Source organism: Rhodococcus sp. YL-1 (assembly GCF_001942025.1).
Classification (GTDB): domain Bacteria; phylum Actinomycetota; class Actinomycetes; order Mycobacteriales; family Mycobacteriaceae; genus Rhodococcus_F; species Rhodococcus_F qingshengii.
This window is the reverse complement of the sequence record NZ_CP017304.1, coordinates 61,659-82,261: the sequence shown is the minus strand read 5'-3', so window position 1 is coordinate 82,261 and position 20,603 is coordinate 61,659. Positions and strand designations below refer to the sequence as shown.

At 61.5% G+C, this 20,603-nt stretch carries 22 protein-coding genes and 2 pseudogenes; 13 read left to right on the top strand and 11 right to left on the bottom strand.

Annotated features, from left to right (window positions below; all coding sequences use genetic code 11):
• Positions 1 to 6 precede the first annotated feature (6 nt).
• Positions 7 to 1,437, top strand: coding sequence for a cutinase family protein (locus BH682_RS34445; protein ID WP_075836568.1), 1,431 nt, complete (start codon positions 7 to 9; stop codon positions 1,435 to 1,437).
• A gap of 97 nt (positions 1,438 to 1,534) precedes the next feature.
• Here the strand turns inward: BH682_RS34445 and BH682_RS34440 are convergent, their stop codons facing one another.
• The 7 genes from BH682_RS34440 to BH682_RS34415 all read right to left on the bottom strand — a co-directional run bounded on the left by BH682_RS34440 (position 1,535) and on the right by BH682_RS34415 (position 6,072).
• Entirely contained in the window at positions 1,535 to 2,713 is a 1,179-nt protein-coding gene (locus BH682_RS34440) for a hypothetical protein (RefSeq protein ID WP_143542604.1), read from the bottom strand.
• Complete coding sequence (locus BH682_RS34435) at positions 2,710 to 3,225, bottom strand: hypothetical protein (protein WP_075836564.1); 516 nt, start codon at positions 3,223 to 3,225, stop codon at positions 2,710 to 2,712. The genes BH682_RS34440 and BH682_RS34435 overlap by 4 nt, the downstream gene beginning before the upstream one ends.
• Positions 3,226 to 3,247: 22 nt before the next feature.
• Entirely contained in the window at positions 3,248 to 3,508 is a 261-nt protein-coding gene (locus BH682_RS34430; protein ID WP_075836562.1) for a hypothetical protein, read from the bottom strand.
• Positions 3,505 to 4,125 (bottom strand): hypothetical protein, encoded by a 621-nt coding sequence (locus BH682_RS34425; protein ID WP_075836560.1) that lies wholly within the window; start codon positions 4,123 to 4,125, stop codon positions 3,505 to 3,507. The genes BH682_RS34430 and BH682_RS34425 overlap by 4 nt, the downstream gene beginning before the upstream one ends.
• On the bottom strand, positions 4,122 to 4,259 hold the full coding sequence (locus BH682_RS36170) for a hypothetical protein (protein ID WP_157127688.1): 138 nt from the start codon (positions 4,257 to 4,259) through the stop codon (positions 4,122 to 4,124). Before BH682_RS36170 ends, BH682_RS34425 begins: the two co-directional genes overlap by 4 nt.
• 444 nt (positions 4,260 to 4,703) lie before the next feature.
• A complete protein-coding gene (locus BH682_RS34420; protein ID WP_075836558.1) occupies positions 4,704 to 5,234 on the bottom strand; it encodes a hypothetical protein in 531 nt (176 codons plus the stop codon).
• Positions 5,235 to 5,244: 10 nt separating this feature from the next.
• The gene (locus tag BH682_RS34415; RefSeq protein ID WP_075836556.1) at positions 5,245 to 6,072 is read right to left on the bottom strand and encodes a C40 family peptidase; all 828 of its coding nucleotides are present in this window, start codon (positions 6,070 to 6,072) and stop codon (positions 5,245 to 5,247) included.
• Between the two features lie 402 nt (positions 6,073 to 6,474).
• Between BH682_RS34415 and BH682_RS34410 the strand changes: the two genes are divergently transcribed.
• From BH682_RS34410 to BH682_RS34370, 9 genes are all read left to right on the top strand, one after another.
• On the top strand, positions 6,475 to 7,011 hold the full coding sequence (locus BH682_RS34410; RefSeq protein WP_190287660.1) for a hypothetical protein: 537 nt from the start codon (positions 6,475 to 6,477) through the stop codon (positions 7,009 to 7,011).
• 59 nt (positions 7,012 to 7,070) lie between these two features.
• Positions 7,071 to 7,370, top strand: coding sequence for a hypothetical protein (locus BH682_RS34405; protein WP_075836552.1), 300 nt, complete (start codon positions 7,071 to 7,073; stop codon positions 7,368 to 7,370).
• Between the two features lie 383 nt (positions 7,371 to 7,753).
• Positions 7,754 to 8,800: a hypothetical protein gene (locus tag BH682_RS34400; RefSeq protein WP_075836679.1), complete on the top strand. Its 1,047-nt coding sequence runs from the start codon at positions 7,754 to 7,756 to the stop codon at positions 8,798 to 8,800.
• Positions 8,801 to 8,811: 11 nt separating this feature from the next.
• Complete coding sequence (locus BH682_RS34395) at positions 8,812 to 9,192, top strand: hypothetical protein (RefSeq protein WP_143542605.1); 381 nt, start codon at positions 8,812 to 8,814, stop codon at positions 9,190 to 9,192.
• Positions 9,193 to 9,245: 53 nt separating this feature from the next.
• Positions 9,246 to 9,611, top strand: coding sequence for a hypothetical protein (locus BH682_RS34390; RefSeq protein ID WP_075836548.1), 366 nt, complete (start codon positions 9,246 to 9,248; stop codon positions 9,609 to 9,611).
• Positions 9,612 to 9,705: 94 nt separating this feature from the next.
• Positions 9,706 to 10,203 (top strand): hypothetical protein, encoded by a 498-nt coding sequence (locus BH682_RS34385; RefSeq protein WP_075836546.1) that lies wholly within the window; start codon positions 9,706 to 9,708, stop codon positions 10,201 to 10,203.
• Positions 10,200 to 10,430, top strand: coding sequence for a hypothetical protein (locus BH682_RS34380; protein ID WP_075836544.1), 231 nt, complete (start codon positions 10,200 to 10,202; stop codon positions 10,428 to 10,430). The genes BH682_RS34385 and BH682_RS34380 overlap by 4 nt, the downstream gene beginning before the upstream one ends.
• A complete protein-coding gene (locus BH682_RS34375) occupies positions 10,427 to 10,669 on the top strand; it encodes a hypothetical protein (RefSeq protein WP_075836542.1) in 243 nt (80 codons plus the stop codon). The genes BH682_RS34380 and BH682_RS34375 overlap by 4 nt, the downstream gene beginning before the upstream one ends.
• Positions 10,670 to 10,747: 78 nt before the next feature.
• Complete coding sequence (locus BH682_RS34370) at positions 10,748 to 12,145, top strand: IS1380 family transposase (RefSeq protein WP_075835702.1); 1,398 nt, start codon at positions 10,748 to 10,750, stop codon at positions 12,143 to 12,145.
• 358 nt (positions 12,146 to 12,503) lie between these two features.
• On the opposite strand, the pseudogene BH682_RS34365 reads toward BH682_RS34370, so the two are convergent.
• Positions 12,504 to 13,710: pseudogene (locus BH682_RS34365) on the bottom strand (IS4 family transposase).
• An 84-nt stretch (positions 13,711 to 13,794) separates the two neighbouring features.
• Here BH682_RS34365 and BH682_RS37160 point away from each other — a divergent pair.
• From BH682_RS37160 to BH682_RS34350, 3 genes and pseudogenes are all read left to right on the top strand, one after another.
• Positions 13,795 to 14,496 (top strand): annotated as a pseudogene (locus tag BH682_RS37160) (transposase); the annotation flags it as partial.
• Between the two features lie 82 nt (positions 14,497 to 14,578).
• A complete protein-coding gene (locus BH682_RS34355; protein ID WP_075836540.1) occupies positions 14,579 to 15,634 on the top strand; it encodes a tyrosine-type recombinase/integrase in 1,056 nt (351 codons plus the stop codon).
• Positions 15,631 to 17,964, top strand: coding sequence for a tyrosine-type recombinase/integrase (locus BH682_RS34350; protein ID WP_223304707.1), 2,334 nt, complete (start codon positions 15,631 to 15,633; stop codon positions 17,962 to 17,964). The genes BH682_RS34355 and BH682_RS34350 overlap by 4 nt, the downstream gene beginning before the upstream one ends.
• Positions 17,965 to 18,121: 157 nt before the next feature.
• Here BH682_RS34350 and BH682_RS34345 read toward each other — a convergent pair whose 3' ends face one another.
• From BH682_RS34345 to fabG, 3 genes are read right to left on the bottom strand one after another with little or no spacing between them, the layout of a single operon-like run.
• A complete protein-coding gene (locus BH682_RS34345) occupies positions 18,122 to 18,583 on the bottom strand; it encodes a MaoC family dehydratase (protein ID WP_075836538.1) in 462 nt (153 codons plus the stop codon).
• 24 nt (positions 18,584 to 18,607) lie between these two features.
• Positions 18,608 to 19,819, bottom strand: a complete 1,212-nt coding sequence (locus BH682_RS34340; RefSeq protein WP_075836536.1) for an acetyl-CoA C-acetyltransferase — start codon at positions 19,817 to 19,819, stop codon at positions 18,608 to 18,610.
• Positions 19,820 to 19,870: 51 nt separating this feature from the next.
• A complete protein-coding gene (gene fabG, locus BH682_RS34335; RefSeq protein WP_075836534.1) occupies positions 19,871 to 20,599 on the bottom strand; it encodes a 3-oxoacyl-ACP reductase FabG in 729 nt (242 codons plus the stop codon).
• Positions 20,600 to 20,603 lie beyond the last annotated feature (4 nt).

Here is a 20,603-nt window from a genome sequence, read left to right as displayed (position 1 = left end):
ACTCCGATGAGTACATTCATCACCGCACGACGAGTCACGGTGGCCGCTGTTGCCATCGGAGTTATGGCAGCTGTCGTTGCGGTACCCGCCGCGACAGCCAATCAAAGCGCTCCCAAGCCTGCGTGCCCAGACAACCTTCTTCTCGCTATCGGTGGCACGACCGAAACAACTGCAGATGCCGATCCAAACCAGTCGCGGGGCATGCTCAAAAACGTCACCGATCCTTTGGTGAGCGAGTTCTCTACCGCGCAACTTCAAGTCGAGTACGTGCCGTACATGGCTCTCATCGTCGACGACAAAGCGAACACCTACGGCACAAGCAAGAAGCAGGCAATCGACACCGCTTCGAAGATGATCGCCGACAAGGCAGCCGAATGCACCAACACCAAGTTCGGTCTCACCGGATTCTCCCAAGGCGCTGATGCAGCCGGCGACCTGGCGGCAGATATCGGCAGCGGATCGGGACCAGTCGATCGCAATCGCATGTTCGGCGTCGCCCTCCTCGCCGACCCTGGACAATCCAAGAACGCGGGAAAGAGCATCGGCGCTCCCATCACAGGCGTCGGATTCGCCGGCGTTCGTCCTGCAGGGTTCGGCGACCTGAGTGACATCGTCGTCAGCGTCTGCGCTGCCGGAGACCTCTACTGCAACACCCCCGACGATGCTGTCGGGACACAATTCATCGGTGCTCTCGGTTCGCAGATCGATGCGCGCGATCCGGTGAAGTCCGTCGCCGGCGTCGTCACGACACTCCTCGGACTCAATGGCGCTCCGCTGACCAAAACTCTCGATGCACTCAACCAAAATGTCGCGACCGGCAACTTCCTGGCGGTACCGCAACTCGCTCTCGATCTCGCTTCACAGGTCGGCAATCTGAGCGCAGATGTCGCCGCCAAAACGGTCCCCGGCGCGGACATCGCACCTATCACCGCCTCTGTCACTCAGCTCACCGACACGGTCGCCCGAGGCGACTTCCTCGCGGTCCCAGGACTGCTCGCGCAGCTGGCTCCTCAGGTGATCAATTTCGCTACACAGCTCTCCACCGTCATCGGGCAGGTCGTATCCAAGCTGCCGATCAACGAGTACGCAGCGATCGGCGCTACCGTCTCACGTATCTCGGCGAACGCGGCGATGCAGAACTACATTGCACTGCCACCCGATCTCGGAAAGCTCGTCGGCCAGCTCAACAATGCGGTCCGCAAGACGCTGAAGGCACTTCCTCTCGATGCCTTCCCCATGCTCAACAAGATGGCTGACGAACTCACCCCAGGCAAGGTTCTCGACGAGGTACTGAACTACGCAACATTCATCGCCAACGACGATCACAACTCCTACGCCAGTACTCCGATCAACGATTCCGGACGAACTGGAGCGGAGGAACTGACGAACACTCTTCGCACTCAGATCAACAACGGCGGGGCAGCTGTCACCGCCTAGTTGCATCAACTAGTGCTTGCGAGCATTGAGGGTCACAGAATTCGTTCTGTGGCCCTCAATGCGTCTGCGCTCACTCCACAGCGATGAAGAACGGAGACTACGGCAGCCACGTGATCCCGCCGTTGAGATGAGTCTCAGGTGCGCGGCCGCGTCCTGTGGAGGTAAGTGTCCGCAGGGCCTGGGCAGGATCCTCGTCGGCCAAGTCTGCGGGGAGCAGCCCCGCAGAGTGGAGCACACTGTGAAATTCTTGCGGCAACCATTCGGTGAAATCGGTCGGTTCGAAATCTGTGGCCCAGATCTGCAGCGAACCTTGCTCGATCACCAGCGGGTAGACGGTGCCGTAGTCGTCGACGAACCCCGCCGCACCGGCGACGCTACGAGTAGAGAAGATCGTGCCGCCGCGCGGTACACCGCTGAACCGTGGGTGACGATCGAGTAGTCCGAACAGACGTCCCGCGACACCCGGAAGAACGAGATCGTCGACATCGAAGTACCCCGACGGCGACGAGGGTTCGAACTTCCCTGTCAGCGTGATGAGATGTCGGCGTCCGCCCTCGATTTCTTCCGGGAGGGGCAATCCCAGGTGCCGGGCTTTCGTCGTTCGGAGATGGTCGTCGTCGAGCACGAGGTGGGTGACTGTGTGCCGAGTGATGTGGTCGATGATGCGCATTTCAACCCCGAGCGCAATGAGCACCACACGGATATTGTCGGCCGCGCTTGCACCGTCGAAACCGGATCGGCTCAGCATGAACCAGTTGTCTGGGTTGTCTCCGCATCGGACCATGAGGTGAGGCACCGAGCCGCGGGACGAGAGGTCGAATCGGTGGAGCGGCTGCCCCGACAAGTAGACGAGGTCGCTGGGGTCTGTGCTCGTAATGATCTCCGCGAGCGGACCCGCGGAGAGAGCGCAGTCGACGAATTCGTGCGCTGGCAACTGCAGGATCCATTCATCCTGCTCGTCTGTGATGGTGTAGCGGGCAGCATTGGCTTGGCGTCTGAACTCCGTGAGCGTCGTGCGTACCATTCCGAGCTGCCTCGCGATTTCCGACACTGTGAGTCCGCCATGCGTCACTGCGCGTTCCGTCCAAGCACCGAGAGCAAGCGTCGCATTCTTGGTAGCTGAAACGGAACGCGAACGTGCGCGAATTCGCGCGTCGATTCTCTCGAACATGACCGTACGGGGATCTTCGGACTTACTCGTCGACTGCAACGGCGCCGGGGATAGCCGCGAGCCGAGGTGCGGTGGACGTTCAGATTCACTGCGGCGGCGCGTCATGATTCTGCCTCGTTCACTTGGTGGTGGGTGCTGGTTCCCCAGCTCTGTTGTCGGACGAAGGAGCACGAAGGGCAGTACTTTTCACCGTGCGACTGTGTCCATCCATCTGAAGGAACCTCGCGATGCGGGGCGTCAGTGCCACACGCATCGCAGCTCGGTACGCACTGTGAGAACATTTCCCGCTGGTTCATGTCCACGCCCGGCGCAACGGCTGTTGAGGTCACGCTCTGCGAGCGGGCTTCGTTCTCGACCGGACTACTGCGGATCTCCTCCACCATGTCTGGCCACGCGTCCCAGTACCTCGAGGGCAGCCCCATCGGTACCTCTGATGCATCTGCGGACAGCAGATCGGCGGCTTTGCGTAGGCCACTGATTTCACACATCAGCCACCGCTCTTGATCACTTGTCGAGGAGCTGTTGAAATCCGCGTCGGACTTGCCGTGGAGATATTCCTCGCGCAGTGTTGCGTATCGACGGATGATCTTCGCGCATATTGCGGTGGTGTCGGTCATGTACGGACCTTCCTATGGTTCGTCACAGTGACGTTTCATTGCTTGGGTGGCCGTCCGCTCCCCTGGACCGCTGGACGCGCTGCACAATCCACAATCCGGTCATTCCGAAAACGACGACGACCAACGGAACGTCGAGAAGCCAGACCGTCCACGACGGCAGGGTGCCATCTCGTCGCCACGACTGGGCCACGTTGACGATGACGACAACGACAAAATATGCGCCGGCGAGGTGCCGACCTGCGACCCGAAAAAGGAAGCGCTCAACAGTCCCCTTCCCGATCATGACTGCGAGCGGACTATCGGGTCGGGGACCGCTGACAGCCTGACCGGATGCGGATCGCTCCCCTGCAGCACTTCGACCGCGTTGTACTGATCGAGAGTGCGAAAGCACCCTGCGGCAGCTGTGGCGGTCGTCATCGCTGACGGCTCGTCCGCGTCGAAGTCGATTCCCCACATTCGACAGCACGCCGTGAACGTCGGAATCGACGTCGCAGCCAGTCCGAATGCGCCAGCCGTCAATGCTCCGATGTCAGCCAGGCGTGGGTGCCATCGTGGCTCGATATCGAAGCTACGGAATAGTCGGGCGAGAAAATCGGCAGAGTCTTCCGGGGACGTCCCACCGAGGGTGTTGCCAGCCAAAGCCCCCGCCAGGTCAGCGATTCGAGCAGAGAGAACAGAGCGAGTGAGGTCGGCGCTGTCCGCCAAACCTCGCCGATAATAGCCATTTCGGCGCAGAACGGAGGGATCCGCATCCGCAAGCTGTTCCTGAGTGAGCGGCACCGTCAAATCCCAGCGCTTCCCACTGCCAAGGCTCACGGCCGCCACTTCCAGTGCGACGTGCCTCGCCGGGTCATCGCCTGTCGCATTGACCTGTACGACAACGAGCTCACGAGTTCTCATCGATCCCCGCCGTCTGCACGTGCACCCAGCGCGAAGTCCATTCGCACGGATCCCTCCTGTTGTTCGCCTGTATCGAACTCCGAGAGCATTGCGCTCAGTCGGGATCCGATGCGACTTTCCCCCACGTTGTTCATGAAACTTTCCTTTCGTCTACAGCATCAATGTCGCCATTCCCGTTGGTAGAGAACCCATCTCCATTTACATGCCCGGAAAGAACCGCGGCACGCAGGAAGGTCGACACGATCTCGTCCGACCCCCGTCCACCATGGACCGCAGATCCAGGCAACGATGCCTGCGCGGCTGACGGTTCCGGTGAGTTCATCGTCATCGAATCTCCTCGATCGTTAACGGGCCACTGTGGGCTTGTTCCCGAGCAACCTCTCGAAACGGGACGCTACATCCGGTACAGCACATCTTGAACACGTCCAAGTTCGGAAAGCGAGTCACGCACACGACAAAAAGGCACGTAGATGTACGTTTCATCAGCCCAACTTCGACCCGCTGATCGGGAATCCAACGAAGTTCGATCCCCGCCCCTCCACCACCGACATCGAGATCTGCTCTCCCAAGAAGCACCATCACCGATGTGAAACGCCGAGTTCAGCCAAATCGCGCCTCACGTAACGGACCCGAGTCCCGATACGAACAGCGATCTGATCAACCGAGAGGCCCAGCCGGTGCATACGGGCGACACGTTCCACTCGTGTTTCGGTGACGACATCCACCAACACTCGTCGGTAACGGCTGCCCCCCTGCGGGTCTTCGACTCGAATCTTCATGTACACCCGAATGCCGGCCGGCTCGGCATCCGGATCGTCGATGATGTCAGGGTCCCACCACATCGGCGACAAGTAACCGAGACCGCGGTATCGTTCGCGGGCCAGATCCGACGGGCCGACTCGATTTTCGAGCTCTCCGTACAACTGTGTGACACTGTCTCGGATGACCGCAGATACCTTCTCGCTGCGAATGATTCGTTGACAACTGGTGTGCACGCCCAGAGCTGCAACGAGATCCTTCGCGCGGTGCCCGTTGGCGAGCAAGGCCTGCAGTCGTCGACGTGTACCCGTCGCATCGACCATCTCGTGTGCCTCGTCCTCGCTGGACATGGCTGTCGGCTCAGAAGAGCCTGACCGGCACCATGTCCGAGCGGACGGCGCTGATCTGCACGAGCTGCCCTGTTTGCGGTGCTTCGATCATGCGGCCTCCACCGAGGTAGATCGCAACATGATTCGCGCCGTCAGCCTGCCAATTCCCGAAGAGCAGGTCTCCAGGCTGTGCGCTGTCCCAGGCGATTTGAGTGCCGACAGTGAACTGGACTTGCGAAGTACGAGGCAATTCCTTTCCCGTTGCCTGGAATACCGCGAAGCGCACCAACCCGGAGCAGTCGTAACCTGCTGTCGCGCCACCTGTTCCATCGCCCATCGTCGGACCGTCGAGGGCTCCGCCGCCCCACTGGTACGGCAGCCCGAGCGCCGTCAAGGCCGCTTCGATAACTTTGCGGGCGATCTCCACGTCGCGCGGAATGTTCGGATCGAAGACAAGTTCGGGAACGCTCGACAACCCAGGAATCAGCGAAGTCAACGGTGGGACAGCAGAGGGGGCAGAGGACCCCGGGCCGGCCAGTACGACGGGAGCAACCACGGGAGCAACTGGCGCCGGCACAGTGATGGTCGGTTCGAGACTCTCCACCGGTGCATCAGGCACTGCTGGCTCCGTCGATGTGTCCTGCTGGGGAAGCAATTGTTCTGCGTACGCGGGCATGTCCGCAGGAAGATACTCAAGGTACGGGGCTAGCTGAGCATCCCACTCAGGGGCCGACTGCTCTACTGCTGCAACCACATTCGCAGCAACATCCGCAACGGGCGGGGGCAGAGGGGAACCCTGAACGGCTGCACCCGCAGCAGCAACACCTGCGACAAGAATCGAAATCGGATCGAACGCCATGACAAACTCCTTGGTCCTTGTGCGTTGGTAGGACTCCCAACGCAAACGTCGTGGTGACAATCCGGACGCTAACCGCGGCACATGACACTACGAACATCACGCACATTCCGATCCACGCTCCTCCAGCCTCAAACTCGGGCTGCTCACGATGTAATGACCCTCAGTCACACTGGCGATATGCCCCCACCGACGAGACTCTTCGGCAGCGCCTCGGCGCCACCACGAGAACCCCGCACAGCGCCCCGCCAAAACTTTTTTCGCAATTCATGTCACAGGAACCCCGACGTCGAACCTCCTCTCTTGTAAGAGGGGACGCACAATCGCCTGTCCTCAAACCGGGAAGGGACTGACCACATGGACGGCATCGAGCTTGAGCGATTTCATCCCCGTGAGAGCAAGAAAATGACGTCACTGCACCGAAGATGGACCTCCGGTGAGGCAGCCCCCGCAGGACTGAACGCGGTGGATTCGATCGGAATCATCGCCACGTCGAACCATCGCCCTATCGGATACGTGCTGGCATCACCACCACACGGTCTGGCACGCGCCGCCCGCAGAGCTGGCTGGTCAGAAACCGGATGCGTGTGGATATCGAGAACCGTCTGGATACTCGAAAACCTGGTGGTCAAACCGGAAACTACCGGATCGGCCGCTGTCGGAGCACAACTCGTCCGAACGCTGGTTGACGACCTTTCCGCCGCCACCGCGAAGCAAGGACACCTGTACGGATCAACCCCTGACCGCCCGGAACTGGTCCAGTTCTGGCGGGAAGCGGGATTCGACGTCGGCAGCCCGAACACACCAACATTCTGGAACTACCCCGAATGCGAAACATTGCGTCACAAGGAGCACTTCCCAGGACACCGGTCGTTCGCGCACCCATTGGGCCGCGAATTCTCTCTACACCAAGCCTTCAAAAAGGGAGTCGTCGTCGACTGACGGCATTCCTCTCACCTCGATGAACAACCCTGAGAATCAACCGAAAGGAACCGCGTCTCATGACTGACAACGAAACCGACTCCCCCGCAGGGGAATCAACCACCTGGAACTACCTAGAATCCGCCCTGCGCGATGTCCCCACACCGGGCAACTACACATCCCTTACGCGCCGCGATCACGCCGCGCTCGCCGAGCGCGTGTCCATCCTTGCGTTGCAACCCGACCCGTATGACATCCGCGGATTTGCGTACCCCGAAGGCGTACGCGGCACCCTCCAACGCGCCGCGCAGATCCACGCCACCCTCGCCGCCCTTCCTCCTGAAGTCCTGCCCAGCAATCCTTCTGAGGCGCAGGCATGAGCAACGAATCGAGTGTTGGCGATCCAATCGGGCCCTCCTCATCACCCGCGCGGTCGCTGCAACTGCGCTCGAAATTGGGCACCGCGTGCAGTTCGCGGAGTCCCGGCGATGGTGGAGGATGCGAGCAACATCCGGCGATGGCAGGTTCGCGATCCTTACCAGCCCGTTCAATGTCGTACGAGGTGGTCCACGCGCCACCGATTGCAACGGTGGCGGCATCCCTTGCGGGACCTGCGTCTCTACGACGCGTCTACGGCAGCGAGAGCGCTGGGGCAGATCCCGGTATCGATCATGTGCGGCAACGAGTTCGGCGTTCGGCAAAATCGCGACCAGCTGCTGTGAACGGGAGCATTCACCTACAACGGATCTGGTCGGAGCGTGACATGAGCGTAGACAGTGCAGCAACCGCAGTGCGGTCCATGATCTTCGACATCGACGTGGACCCGGAGAGCGAAGAATTCTTGTGCGCGATCGACCGGTTGTGGGAGCAGATGTTGAGCGAGCGAGTGGCGGAGATCGTCGAGCTTAGGCGTGAGCAGTCGTGGAGTACTGACGAGCCTGGGTGGGAAGGAAACTCGTCGCTCGACCACTACCCCCGGCGCGATGTGTGGCGCACGACAGTACATACCGGTCGAGTAGCAGGCGGTGAGGAGGTGAAGATTCCGCTCGCTCTTCTCGCGCCGGTTCTGGTCGGGCTCATCCCGGTTTTTGCGGGCGTGACTGCGCCGGCGAACCCATTCGTCGCACTACTGGTCTGCTTTTGCCTGGCTGCGGGGATAGAGGCGGTGGGGTTGTGGTGGTGGACCCGCCGCGATCCGCTCCGCCTGAGTGAGGAGGACAAAACCGAGATCGGTGACGCCGTTACTGCTCTGCAGTCGTTGATCTCGGCTGGCGGGGCGCATGTCGAGCTGCGGTTGGCGTTGGCGGCATCGGCACTTGTCGACGAGATCCGCACGGTCCCTGCGTGGGAAAGTGAGGATCTCGACGTAGGTCACATACGCCTGAATCTCGACGAGCAACTGGCCGGAATTCTTGCGCATGCCGGTGAACTCGCCACAGTGCGAGCAACTTTGGGAACCCCGGCGGCGGGTAGCGGCCCGCAAGCCCTCGCAGCGAGGGAAGCTCACCTGGTGAGCGGCCGGTGGCTGGGGCGGGTCGAGCGTTCGCTGCTCACACGTGTAGCTGCGCTGTGGAGCTATCGTCGCCATCTGCTCGAACTGCAGGAATCGATCACTGCCGGCGAATCTCTCGACAGGATTCACGATGGAGACCGGGCCATCGAGAACCTTCTGGCCAACGCGGCCGGCGATGATGTGGCGGCCTCGGCGATAGATCAGTTGGCGATCGACCTCACAGACCTCCGGCGCGCACGAGAGTCCGCGCTGGCAGAACTACGCGGAGAGCTCTCCGAATTCGAGGAGCGCGGCTGATGAGAGAAGTCATGACAGGATCAGCCCGGACCGCGGTCGATGCAACCGCGCTCGAGATGGGGCACCGCGTCCAATTCGCGGAGTCCCGGCGATGGTGGAGAGTGCGAGCAACATCCGGCGATGGCAGGTTCGCGATCCTTACCAGCCCGTTCAACCTCCGCAGGGTCCCGTACTACACGATCCTCGACACCGAGCGAGGCGTTCGCGGCCCGGACGACAGAATCTTCTGCAGCGGTTACGAAGACGACAGCGACATCGCAGATCGGATGCGCGAGCTGATCGCCGGAGACATCCAAGTGAGCCGCCGACCGTCGAAATGCGTAGAGACCCGCATCGTCGCGGTCCTCCCGCCCACCGATCGGCATACCCCGGGGGCCGATTCCGCCGGCTGACACGTACGAACGGTCCTCGAAACGCGACATGACACGACAGGAGTTTCCCGCTCATGACTCAGACATACCGTCCCGCACAAGTTTTCCCCGACTCGGCCGAACGGCGGCTCCGAGCAATGCTCGCGGCCCTCGACGATGCACTGGCCGCGATAGCTGACGCACGCGAAGAACTACGAGGGATCTACACCGGACCGAGAACGTACCCCGAAGAGCTGGAACTGTTCCTCGCTGCCGAAGCCGACAACCAGGACATCACCACCCACCTCGCCGCCGCAGCCCGCGATATCCGTGCCGCGCTCGCGATCCTTCACACCACCCCAAACGAGGCCGCGTCGAACTCCTCGGCGTCACCGCGTCCACATACCCACAAGGTGACAGCTGCCGCGGACGTGCGGCGCACGAACGAGCGATCCGCCTGATTGAGGTGCCACGTGGAGGGAAAAGTCCACTTGCTCAAAGCCCTTCACCCCGGAAAGCATCACGAACCATCGGCGCAACTTTGGAAGGGAATTCATGAACGCAACTGCAGTACTCGATGCAATCGCCCGCAAGCACTCCGGTTGTGCGCTGGTTCGCGAAATCACTGTGACCGACCGCGATGCATTGAACCCAGTCCGGGATGCATGGAGTGCTAGGAAGCCGGGCAATCCCATGCCCGAATACGACGGGACGCCGGTCTATCGCAGGATCGACGGACTTATGTTCGACGGCGGGGCAACAAGAACCGCGATCGAAGTGAAGATCAGCCGCGCCGACTTCCTCCGCGAGAGCGAGGAAAAGCGACGGCCGTGGCGGAAGATCACCCACCGTTTCGTCTACGCCACACCAGTCGGGTTGTTAAGGCCGGAGGAGATCCCGGACGGGTGCGGACTGTGGGAAATCGACGGCAATGCAGTGCGGATCATCAAGCGCGCCCGATCGAATCCCGAACCGGAGCCCATTCCGCACCAGGTCCTCGTCGCATTCGCATACCGACTGAACCGCAAGCCTTCTGAGAGGAAACAGCGATGAGCACCAAGATGTGGAACTGGGGCGACGTCGACAACGGGCACGACCCGATTGTCGAGTGCATCGGTGAAATCCACCAGCCTGCCATCACCATCGACAACCGCTCCGGTGACGACCTCACCATCCCCTTCGGCCAACTCGACCCACTGATCGGGCACCTCAAGTCATGCAAGCAATTTCTGTACGAACGGGGCCTCGATGAACCAGCGCACAAAGGGGAGTTGAAGTGAGTGAGATCCAATCACAGGCCATACCCGAGAGCGATGAACTAGCCGAGGTGGAGCTGATCGACGCAATCAGGGCGACGCTCGAAGGTTGGCCCTTCCGCAAACAAGCAGCCGCCGCAGCAGTGGAGGTGATGAAGTCGCAGGGCTGGTCGAAACCTCGCACGGTGAACAGCGCGGCCGAGTTGGTGGACCTGCCTAAACCTGAATCCACCGATAGAACTTCCATTGACCGGAGTGTCTAACTGAAGAAAGTGCCCCCTGAACTGGGATGATTTGAGTTCTCACGCAACAAATCCACCAGCTCAGGAAAGGCACTTCCAGTGAAAGTGTCCCACAAGTTCGTCGAAGATTCCGCAGTGTTCAACGAGAACCACATCGTCTCGTGCGCGGGACTGGTCCCGGTGATGACGTTGGCCGAGCAGACCAGGCTCACGGACCTCCTCGCCGAGAAGATCTCGATCACCGCCACGAAAATCGCATCCGGGGCAGCGAATCCGGCACCAAAATTGGTGACACTGATCGCCGGGATGTGCGCGGGCGCGGACAGCATCGACGACATCGACGTCCTTCGCTCCGGCGGCATGAAGGAGCTGTTCGGCAACGTCTACGCACCCTCCACTATCGGAACACTGCTGCGTGAGTTCACTTTCGGGCACAATCGCCAACTCGAATCAGTGCTGCGTGAACACCTCATCTCACTCGCCTCCCGCACCGATATTCTCCCCGGACTCGTCGATCACGCGTTCATTGACATCGATTCGCTGCTGCGCCCCGTTTACGGCCACGCCAAAGAAGGCGCCTCCTACGGACATGCAAAAATCGCCGGAAAGCAGGTCCTCCGCAAAGGACTCTCACCGCTCGCAACGATACTCAGCACCGCCGATTCCGCACCGGTCATCACCGGGATGCGGCTACGAGCAGGCAAAGCCGCATCGGGTAAAGGCGCAGGCCGGATGGTCACCCAAGCCATCGTCACCGCCCGAAAAGCGGGTGCGGTCGGCACGATCCTCGTTCGTGGCGATTCTGCCTACGGCACCCGCTCCGTCGTGACCGCTTGCTTGCGCTCAAAGGTCGAATTCTCGGTCGTGATGGCCAAGAACACCGCCGTCGCGCGGGCAATCGATTCGATTGCCGAAGACGCCTGGACACCCGTGAAGTATCCCGGCGCGGTACGAGACCCCGAGACCGGTGACTGGATTTCCGATGCCGAAGTCGCCGAAACCACTTACACCGCTTTCACTTCCACCAAGACCCCGGTCGCCGCCCGGCTGATTGTGCGCCGCGTCAAAGACGCACGATTCCCGGATACGTTGTTTCCCGTCTGGCGGTATCACCCCTTTTTCACCAACACCACCCGGCTCACCGCCGACGCAGATGTCACACACCGCCGGCACGCGATTATCGAAACCGTGTTCGCTGATCTCATCGACGGGCCACTTGCACACATGCCATCGGGGAAGTTCGGGGCAAACTCCGCCTGGGTGTTGTGCGCGGCGATCGCCCACAATCTGCTTCGGGCAACCGGCGTTCTTGCCGGCGACCGGCATTCACATTCCCGCGGGGCCACGCTCCGACGCAAGATCGTCAACATCCCCGCTCGATTGACTCGACCGCAACGAAAACCGATCCTGCGACTGCCCACTCACTGGCCGTGGACCGCTGTGTGGCTTCGACTGTGGGCCAACACTATCGGGTACAGCCCGCCACCCATCACTTGAAATCTGACCGAATCGCCGACAGCGGCCCGACACTCGTCAATCGTGGAAAAGCTGGGTAGACCAGCGGTCACGCCCTGCCTGGAAACAGTTCTTGCTCGTGTCGTCGATTCGGATCAACTTTCACAAGCTCATCGGTGGATTCAGGCTAAACCCAATACCGTTCAGTTAGTGACGGACGATGGTGCATTCTGGTGATGATGTTGGTTGTGGATGATGTTGATGGCGTGCGCGTTTGGCAGCCCACTTGAAGATCTTGCGTTTGACGACGCGAGCGTTCGCACGTAGTCGGCGTGCGGGGTTGATCCGGCGCGCCAGTTTGTCGACGGCGTGATTCCACAATCGGGTGAACCCAGAATGGTCATGAGGGGGAAAAAGAGCTGTGCGACAGTGACCTTCGGGCGACCCGAAGTGCGGCAACGAACGAGACCCGGTCAGGGTCGTGCCCGCCGGCGGTGGCGGCATCGAGCATCAGGGTGCGAATCGCGTAGTGACAGCACAGGTGCCCCCCAGATTTCCTGCAACACCAGCGGCGGGGACTTCGACCGCAGAACCTTCCGTGGGCCGCGTTGATGAGTTTTCAGTTCGTCGAAGGTGTTCTCGATTTCCCATCGCTGCGCGTAGGCGAGAGCAAGGTCTTCGGCGGCGGCTTCCTCGGGGTCGAGGATCGTGGTCAGCAGCCGGTACTGTTCGGGGTTCTCCCGCCCGTCATCGAGGGTGTAGTCGATCACCCGGACCAGTAGCGGAGTTCGGTGTTGCCGATCCTTCCCCGACGTCGGGATGATCCGTGCCAGCCAGGACCCGTCGTCGAGAGTCTCCAGATGTCGGGGTGAGAGGGTAGATTTCACTCTCCACAACAGGTCCGCGCCGCTGGCGGCGGCGCGGGTCCACATGTCGAACCCGTAGAAACCTCGATCGGCGAGCAGCAGCATCCCCGGCTCGAGCCGGTCGATCAGATCGCTGGCCAACTCCCGTTCCGAGGTGCGGTACGACCCGATTTCGGCGTCGACGACGGCATGGGTGCCGCATTCGGCGACGGCGACCAGCTTCGCTTGCGGGAACGCGGACTGCTCACCCCGGCTCGACGGCGGCCGCCCGAAATGCTCGTCGTTCGCCGGCGTGTCCGGCAGGTCGAGGCAGGTGCCGTCGATAGCCACCAATCTGCGTCCCGCGAACCATGATCCTGGGGTGTCCGCCCCAGCGAGCGGTCGGGCGACCCGGCGGAACAACTCCCGGACCGGTTCGTGACCCAGGCGTGAACGGGCTTGGAAGATAGCCGATTTCGTCGGCGGAGTCCAGGTCTTCGACCATCCCGACGACCACGACAATCCGTCGGTGAGCTGCGCGAAGACCTCCTCGTAGGAGCCTTCCGCATTCAATGCCATCCCAATCGAAAAGTATGCCGTCACCCGCGCCGTCAATGTTCGACTGCGCTGCTCGGTGCGACCGCAGTCGGCGATTACCTCGTCGACCAGGTCGGCAGGAAACACCCTGGTCAACAAGCCGACCGACACCACATCCGACAGCCGGCGGTCCGAGGCCGGTTTCACCCATCCACTACGAGGCACACCTCACCATACCTCATGAGTCACTAACTGAACGGTATTGAGGCTAAACCTTCGATCGAACGCACCGCATCGGAGCAACGGAGTATGGCCGCCGAACAGGTACACCCGACTCGTCAGGAGAGTTCGATACTCGCCGCCCGCACGAAACAGCGATTCGAGGCGGTCACAACTCTCAAGAACGAAGGCATAGGAATCGATGCGATCGCACGGCAACTCGGACTGGCACGGGAGACCGTCCGCCGTTTCTACTACGCAAGCAGTGTCGATGAATTGTTGGGGGCGCCGCGGGCCGGCCGGCCAACTATGTTGGACGAGTTCGCCGAATACCTTCACGAGCGTTTCAATGACGGCCATGCCTCCGCTGCTGTACTTTACGAAGAACTTCGAGCATTGGGATATCGCGGCAGCTACAGCTCCGTCCGGGATTACCTTCGTCCGTTTCGCAGAATAGGGGCAGCACCACCGTCCACACCGAAAGTGCCGAAGGTGCGGCGGATCACGTCGTGGATGCTGCGTCACCCCGACAACCTCACCGACGACGAGCAGATCAGGCTCAAGCAGGTTCTCGCCAGCTGTCCACATCTCGAAGCAACTGCAGGCCATGTCAAGTCGTTTGCGGAGATGCTCATCGAACGCCTTGGCAAACAATTGAACTCGTGGACGTCTGCCGTCTCGGCAGATGATCTGCCGCACTTGCATCGCTTCGTCCGAGGTCTCGACACCGACCATGCAGCCGTCCGAAACGGGCTGACCCTGCCGCATAGTTCCGGCGCCGTCGAAGGCCACGTGAACCGAATCATTCTGTGGAATCTGACCACGCGGACGATCATGTTCTCCTCGGGGTTGACCACGGAACTGAGGAGACGATATGAGCGGCACGGTGACACTGGAGAACAAGTGGCCGGTACTGGGCCGGCATGCGCAGGCGACCGACTGGCTTCGGCTATGGACCGATCTCGGGCGGGCACCCCGAACGATCGACGCCTACGCGCGGGGGCTTGCCGAGTATCTGCAGGTGTGCGAGCGGGAGGGTGTCGATCCGCTCACCGCCACCCGCGCCCATATCGGTATTTATGTGCGGGAGCTGACCGAACGTCCCAGCCTCCGAGGCCCGAACGTCGTGTCCATCGACTCCGGATCCGGGCTGGCGAATGCCACGATCCAGCAACGACTGGTGTCGGTCCGACTGTTCTACGACTACCTCATGGAGGAAGGGCTGCGCGAGTCCAATCCTGTTGGTCGGGGCCGATATACGCCCGGCCGACGCAGCAGTGGCCACCAGCGTGGGCTCGTGCCCCGCTTGACGAAACTGCCGTGGATTCCCACCGAACAGCAGTGGGCGGACATCCTCGAAGTCGCCGCCGCGGAACCGGTCCGAAACAGGGTGATGCTCGCCCTGGCCTACGACGCAGCGCTGCGCCGTGAGGAGCTGTGCTCGCTGCGCACCGACGATCTCGACCCCGCCCACCGCACCCTGAGGATCCGGGCGGAGACGACGAAGAACCGGCTCGAGCGGATTGTGCCGTACTCGGCTGCGACCGGTGTGCTGCTGTCGGGCTATCTCGTGCACCGGGCGAGTCTGAGCAGGGCACGTGGACCGCTGTTCCTGTCTGAGTCCCGCCGTAATCACGCGCAACCATTGAGCTTGTGGACGTGGTCGAAGGTGGTGCGCAGGATTGCGTTGGCCGCCGATGTTCCGCGGTTTTCCACCCACACAACTCGGCATCTGTGTCTGACGGATCTGGCCCGGATGGGTTGGGAGCTGCATACGATCGCGACATTCGCCGGGCATCGCCATACTGACTCGACGTTGCGATATATCCACCTGTCCGGCCGGGATCTTGCCGACAAGTACGGCCGCAGCATGGACCATATCCACGCCCAACGCATCGCGATGCTCGCGGCGGCAGGAACACAACGGTGACCGCGATATTGAAGGTCGACGTGGATACGGATCCTGAATCTCGTTGGTGCTCATCGATTATCGGACATAAGTTCGACACCACTATTGCGGTCCGCGCGGAAGAGTCGCGGGCCATCGGTGAACTCGGAATCCGCAATCTGCGACGGTTGCAGTATCACGATCCGACCGCGCCGGGCTGGCGTGTGATCGGACGACTGCTGCGACCGGTGGAGGCGGTCAACGCAGGGCTGGATTCGCCGCCCACTGCGCATCGGCGGCGTGCTATGGCCGATGCAATCGCAGTGCTGCTGACGCGTTGCGCCGAAGTGGGGCAGACCTTTTGGGGTTGGAGCACCGAAGAATGGATACATCTACTCGGCCGCGATCAGGCAGAGTTCCGCCGGAACGCGCCCAGTTGGGCCGGCGACGAGGTCCGCCCCTACCTCGCCGCGCACGCCTACCTGCTCGGTTCCTTCACCGAGTTCCACCAGCTCGGCAGCTTCCAACGACTCACTCTGTCGTGGCGAATCTTTGGTCGCGACCGGGTCAGCGGTGAGATCGACAGGGTTCGTAAAGTGCTCGCCGAGTGGGGCTATCGGCTCGGGCACGGCGACGACACACTTCTGCCGATGGTGACCTGCCAGCTGTTCCTGCTCAACCGCAGCCCACACGTGGAAGATCTCGGCACCGAACTGTTCGATCGTGTCCGCCATGACGAATTGCTCGGCGGGGCCCGGCTGAACACTGTGCATGCCGTGCAACGGGCGGTGAATGCTCTGGGGTTCTGTGACCCGCCGCCCGCGACCACCGGTCGTGGCACTGCTCGGGCGATTGGTGGTGCGCAGGCCTGGCAGCAGTGGGTCGAACGCTGGTACGCGACTTCGACATTGACGCCACGAGCACGCGGAAATGTTCGGTTACGTCTGCTCAAGGTGGGCCGCTGGATCGCCGCCGAGCATCCCGATGCCGCCGATCCGGCTGCCTGGACGCGGCAGACGTGTGCGGCCTGGGTCGCCGCGGTCGACCGGATGAACGTCGGGGACTACGTGCACCGCACCACCGGACTCGAAGGGCGCGTGGGTAAGCCTCTGCAGGCCTCGACCAAAGATGGTCACCTATCGGCGATCCGAAGGTTCTTCGCCGACTGTCAGGAATGGGAATGGCTGCCAAGGCGTTTCGACCCTGGGCGGGCGCTGGCCACTCCGCGCAGCATCACCGCGCTGCTCGGCCCGAACCCTCGCGTGATCGCCGACGAGATCTGGGCCAAACTGCTTTGGGCAGGGCTGAATCTGTCGCAGGTCGATCTCCCTGAGACGCGGTCCGGCCACTTCTATCCACTCGAACTGGTCCGCGCAATCACGTTGTCCTGGTTGTTCTCTGGACAGCGCAGTGACGAGATCGCCCGCCTGCGGATCGGCTGCATTCGCTGGCAGCACGACGACAAATCCCTCGCCGGTGACTCCGATCAAGTCCTGGTGCGTGATGCGGTCTGCCTGCTCGATGTTCCGCCGCACAAGACCGGCACCGCGTTCACCAAGCCGGTCGACCCGATTCTCGGCCAAGCCCTCGACATCTGGCAGGCGATGCGCCCCACCCAACCGCAGTTTCTCGACCGCCGCACAGGCGAGCGAGTCGACCTGTTGTTCGCCTTCCGCGCTCGCCGAGTCTCCTTATCCTACATCAATAACACGGTCATCCCGATGCTCTGCCACAAGGCAGGTGTCCCGGCCGTCGACGTCCGAGGCAGCATCACCAGCCACCGAGCCCGGTCCACGATCGCTAGCCAGCTCTACAACGCCAAGGAACCGATGACTCTGTTCGAGCTGCAAGCCTGGCTCGGCCACCGCTCACCCCAATCCACCCAGTACTACGCCAGAATCAGCCCCAGCACGCTTACTCGGGCCTACACCGACGCCGGGTACTTCGCCCGCAACGTCCGCACCATCGAGGTCCTCATCGACCGCGACGCCGTCACCTCCAACGCGGTCGGAGATGAAACACCATGGCAGTACTACGATCTCGGGCACGGGTATTGCACCTACACCTTCTTCGAGCAATGCCCACACAGGATGGCGTGCGCTCGCTGTGACTTCTACGCCCCCAAGGCATCCAGCAAAGCGCAACTGCTCGAAGCCAAGGACAACCTCCAACGCATGCTCATCGCGATCCCACTCAACGACGACGAACGCGCAGCCATCGAGGACGGCCAGCGCGGCCTCGACAACCTCCTCGACCGGCTGCTCGACGTCCCGACGCCGACCGGCACGACGCCACGCGAAATCGAGGTTCCGGCGACCGCGACCCTGCTTCCGATCGTTTCCGTCAACCAGAGCAGACGAGAATGTCCTTGACAATTCAGATTCCACGTAACTATCAAGATGCTCAAACGACAAATGTATGGGCGCGCTGGATTCGACTTGCTTCGCAAACGAATACTCCTCAGCGGCTGAAACTTTCAAAATCGATCACGGAAAGTGGGCCAGAACCACTTTTCAACCGTCGTCAACACTATTGAAACACGATGCGTGAAATCGTTGCGGCGATCAGCGCTGGCCGCTTGGCACCTTCGATTTCGAGGGTATGCTCCAGCTGGATCTGAAGTGCCCCGCCGTGTACTTCCTCGACAGAAGCCAATGTTGAACGTAGACGAACCTGCGCACCGACTAGTACAGGGTTGACGAATCTTACTTTGTTCGATCCATAGTTGACGATCAGCTTGGCACCTTCGATCGTGTAAATCTGTGCTGCAAGTGTAGGCAACAGGGCCAAACTCAGGTATCCGTGCGCTATCGGACCGCCGAAAGGACTTTCCGCGGTGGCGCGTTCGACATCGATGTGAATCCACTGGTGGTCGCCTGTAGCTTCTGCGAATTGGTCGACCATGTTCTGGGTGATGGCCTTCCAGTCGCTCGTACCCAGATCGTCACGGACGGCGGCGTGTAGTTCCTCGGGTGTCCTAAATGTTCGCATGCTTATCGAGTTCCTCTATCAGTGTCAGTGGATGTTTTCAAACACCGCAGCAAGTCCCTGTCCACCGCCGATACACATAGTCTCCAAGCCGTACCTCACATCTCGCCGCCGCATCTCACGAAGCAACGTCGCGAGTATCCGGCCGCCCGTTGCCCCCACCGGGTGTCCCAGCGAAATACCCGAACCATGCGGGTTCAGTCGCTGATCGTCGGGTTCAACTCCCCAGGTACGCAGCACCGCCAGCGTCTGCGCTGCGAACGCTTCGTTCAACTCGATCACATCCATGTCGGCCAACGTCAAGCCCGCACGACTAAGCGCTTTCTCGGATGCCGGCACGGGTCCGATGCCCATGGTCCGGGGAGGCACACCGGCCAGTCCCCAACTCACCAACCGTGCCAGGGGCCGGAGACCGAGTTCGGCTGCCCGACCCGGAGTGGTCACGATGGCAAGGGCGGCTCCGTCGTTCTGTCCACTTGCGTTGCCCGCGGTGACAGTCGAGTCCGGATCGATCTTCGACCTTATCGGACGGAGCTTGGCCAGACCCTCGACAGAGGTGTCGGCACGCGGGTGCTCGTCGGTGTCGACCAGAAGTGGCTCGCCGCGCCGCTGCGGAATCGGCACTACCGCGATCTCTTCGGCGAACACGCCGTTCTTCTGTGCTGTAACCGCACGCTGGTGCGATTGCACCGCGAGTGCGTCCTGATCTGCACGGCTGATGGAGAACTCTGCACGTAGGTGCTCGGCGGTTTCGATCATCCCGCCGAGCACCGGGAAGTTCGTCCCGCCTGCGGTGACACGGGCCCGTGCCAATCGATCGCTCAACACTACCGATTCGGCCTTAACGCCCCACCGCATGCCGGTGGCATAGAACTCGGCCTGACTCATGCTTTCGACTCCCCCGGCGAGGACCAGATCGCTGCCACCCGACTGCACTTGCATGCACGCTTGCAGAACAGCCTGTAGGCCGGAGCCGCATCGTCGGTCGACCTGCTGACCGGGTACCTCGATCCCGAGGCCGGTGTCGAGTGCTGCGACGCGTCCGATGGCCGGTGACTCTCCGTTCGGTGACGCTTGTCCGAGAATGACGTCGTCGATCACGGTCCCGTCCAGTCCGGTGCGGGCGCACAGTTCCTTGATCACGATGGCAGCGAGTTCCTGCGGTGCGACGTCGCGGAATACTCCCCCGAAGCGTCCGACTGGTGTGCGCAGCGGTTCGCAGATGACGGCGTTTGGCATGAATTTCCTTCTTGGATGCGTGGATCGAGCAATTGAGACCGGCGGCGGTCGCTACATGTAGCGTCCGCCGGTGACCTCGGAGACCGTTCCGGTCATGTACGAGGACAGGTCAGAGGCATAGAACAGGGCGACCGACGCCACCTCACGGGGGTCACCGGCACGCTGCATCGGGATTTCCGACATCTTTTGATCCCATGCCTTCTGCGGCATCGCTTCGGTCATCGCCGTCTTGATCAAACCCGGCTGAATCACATTCACTCGGACACCGAGGTGCGCAACTTCTTTCGCTGCTGCCTTGGACAGGCCGACGATTCCGGCTTTCGCGGCCGAGTAGTTGCTCTGGCCGATAAAGCCCACCTTCGCTGAAATCGAGGACAGATTGATGATCGATCCCCCGCCGTTTTCGCGCATGACGCCGGCCGCGATCCGCGTGCCGTTCCAACACCCTTTCAGGTGCACGTCGATGACCTGATCGAACTGATCCTCGGTCATCTTCCGCATGGTTGCATCACGGGTGATCCCCGCATTGTTGACCATGATGTCAATCGACCCGAACGAAGAAGCGGCACTGTCCACCAAGGCTTGCACGTCTTCGGCGGAGGTCACGTTGCAACGCACCCCGACGGCGTCCGTAGGTAGAGCGGCGGCGGCTTCTTTCGCTTTCGTTTCGTCGAGATCGCCGATCACGATGTTCGCCCCGTTTTCGGCGAACAGTGTCGCGATCGCGAGACCGATGCCCTGGGCACCGCCGGTGATGACCGCTGTACGCCCTGAAATCATGAAT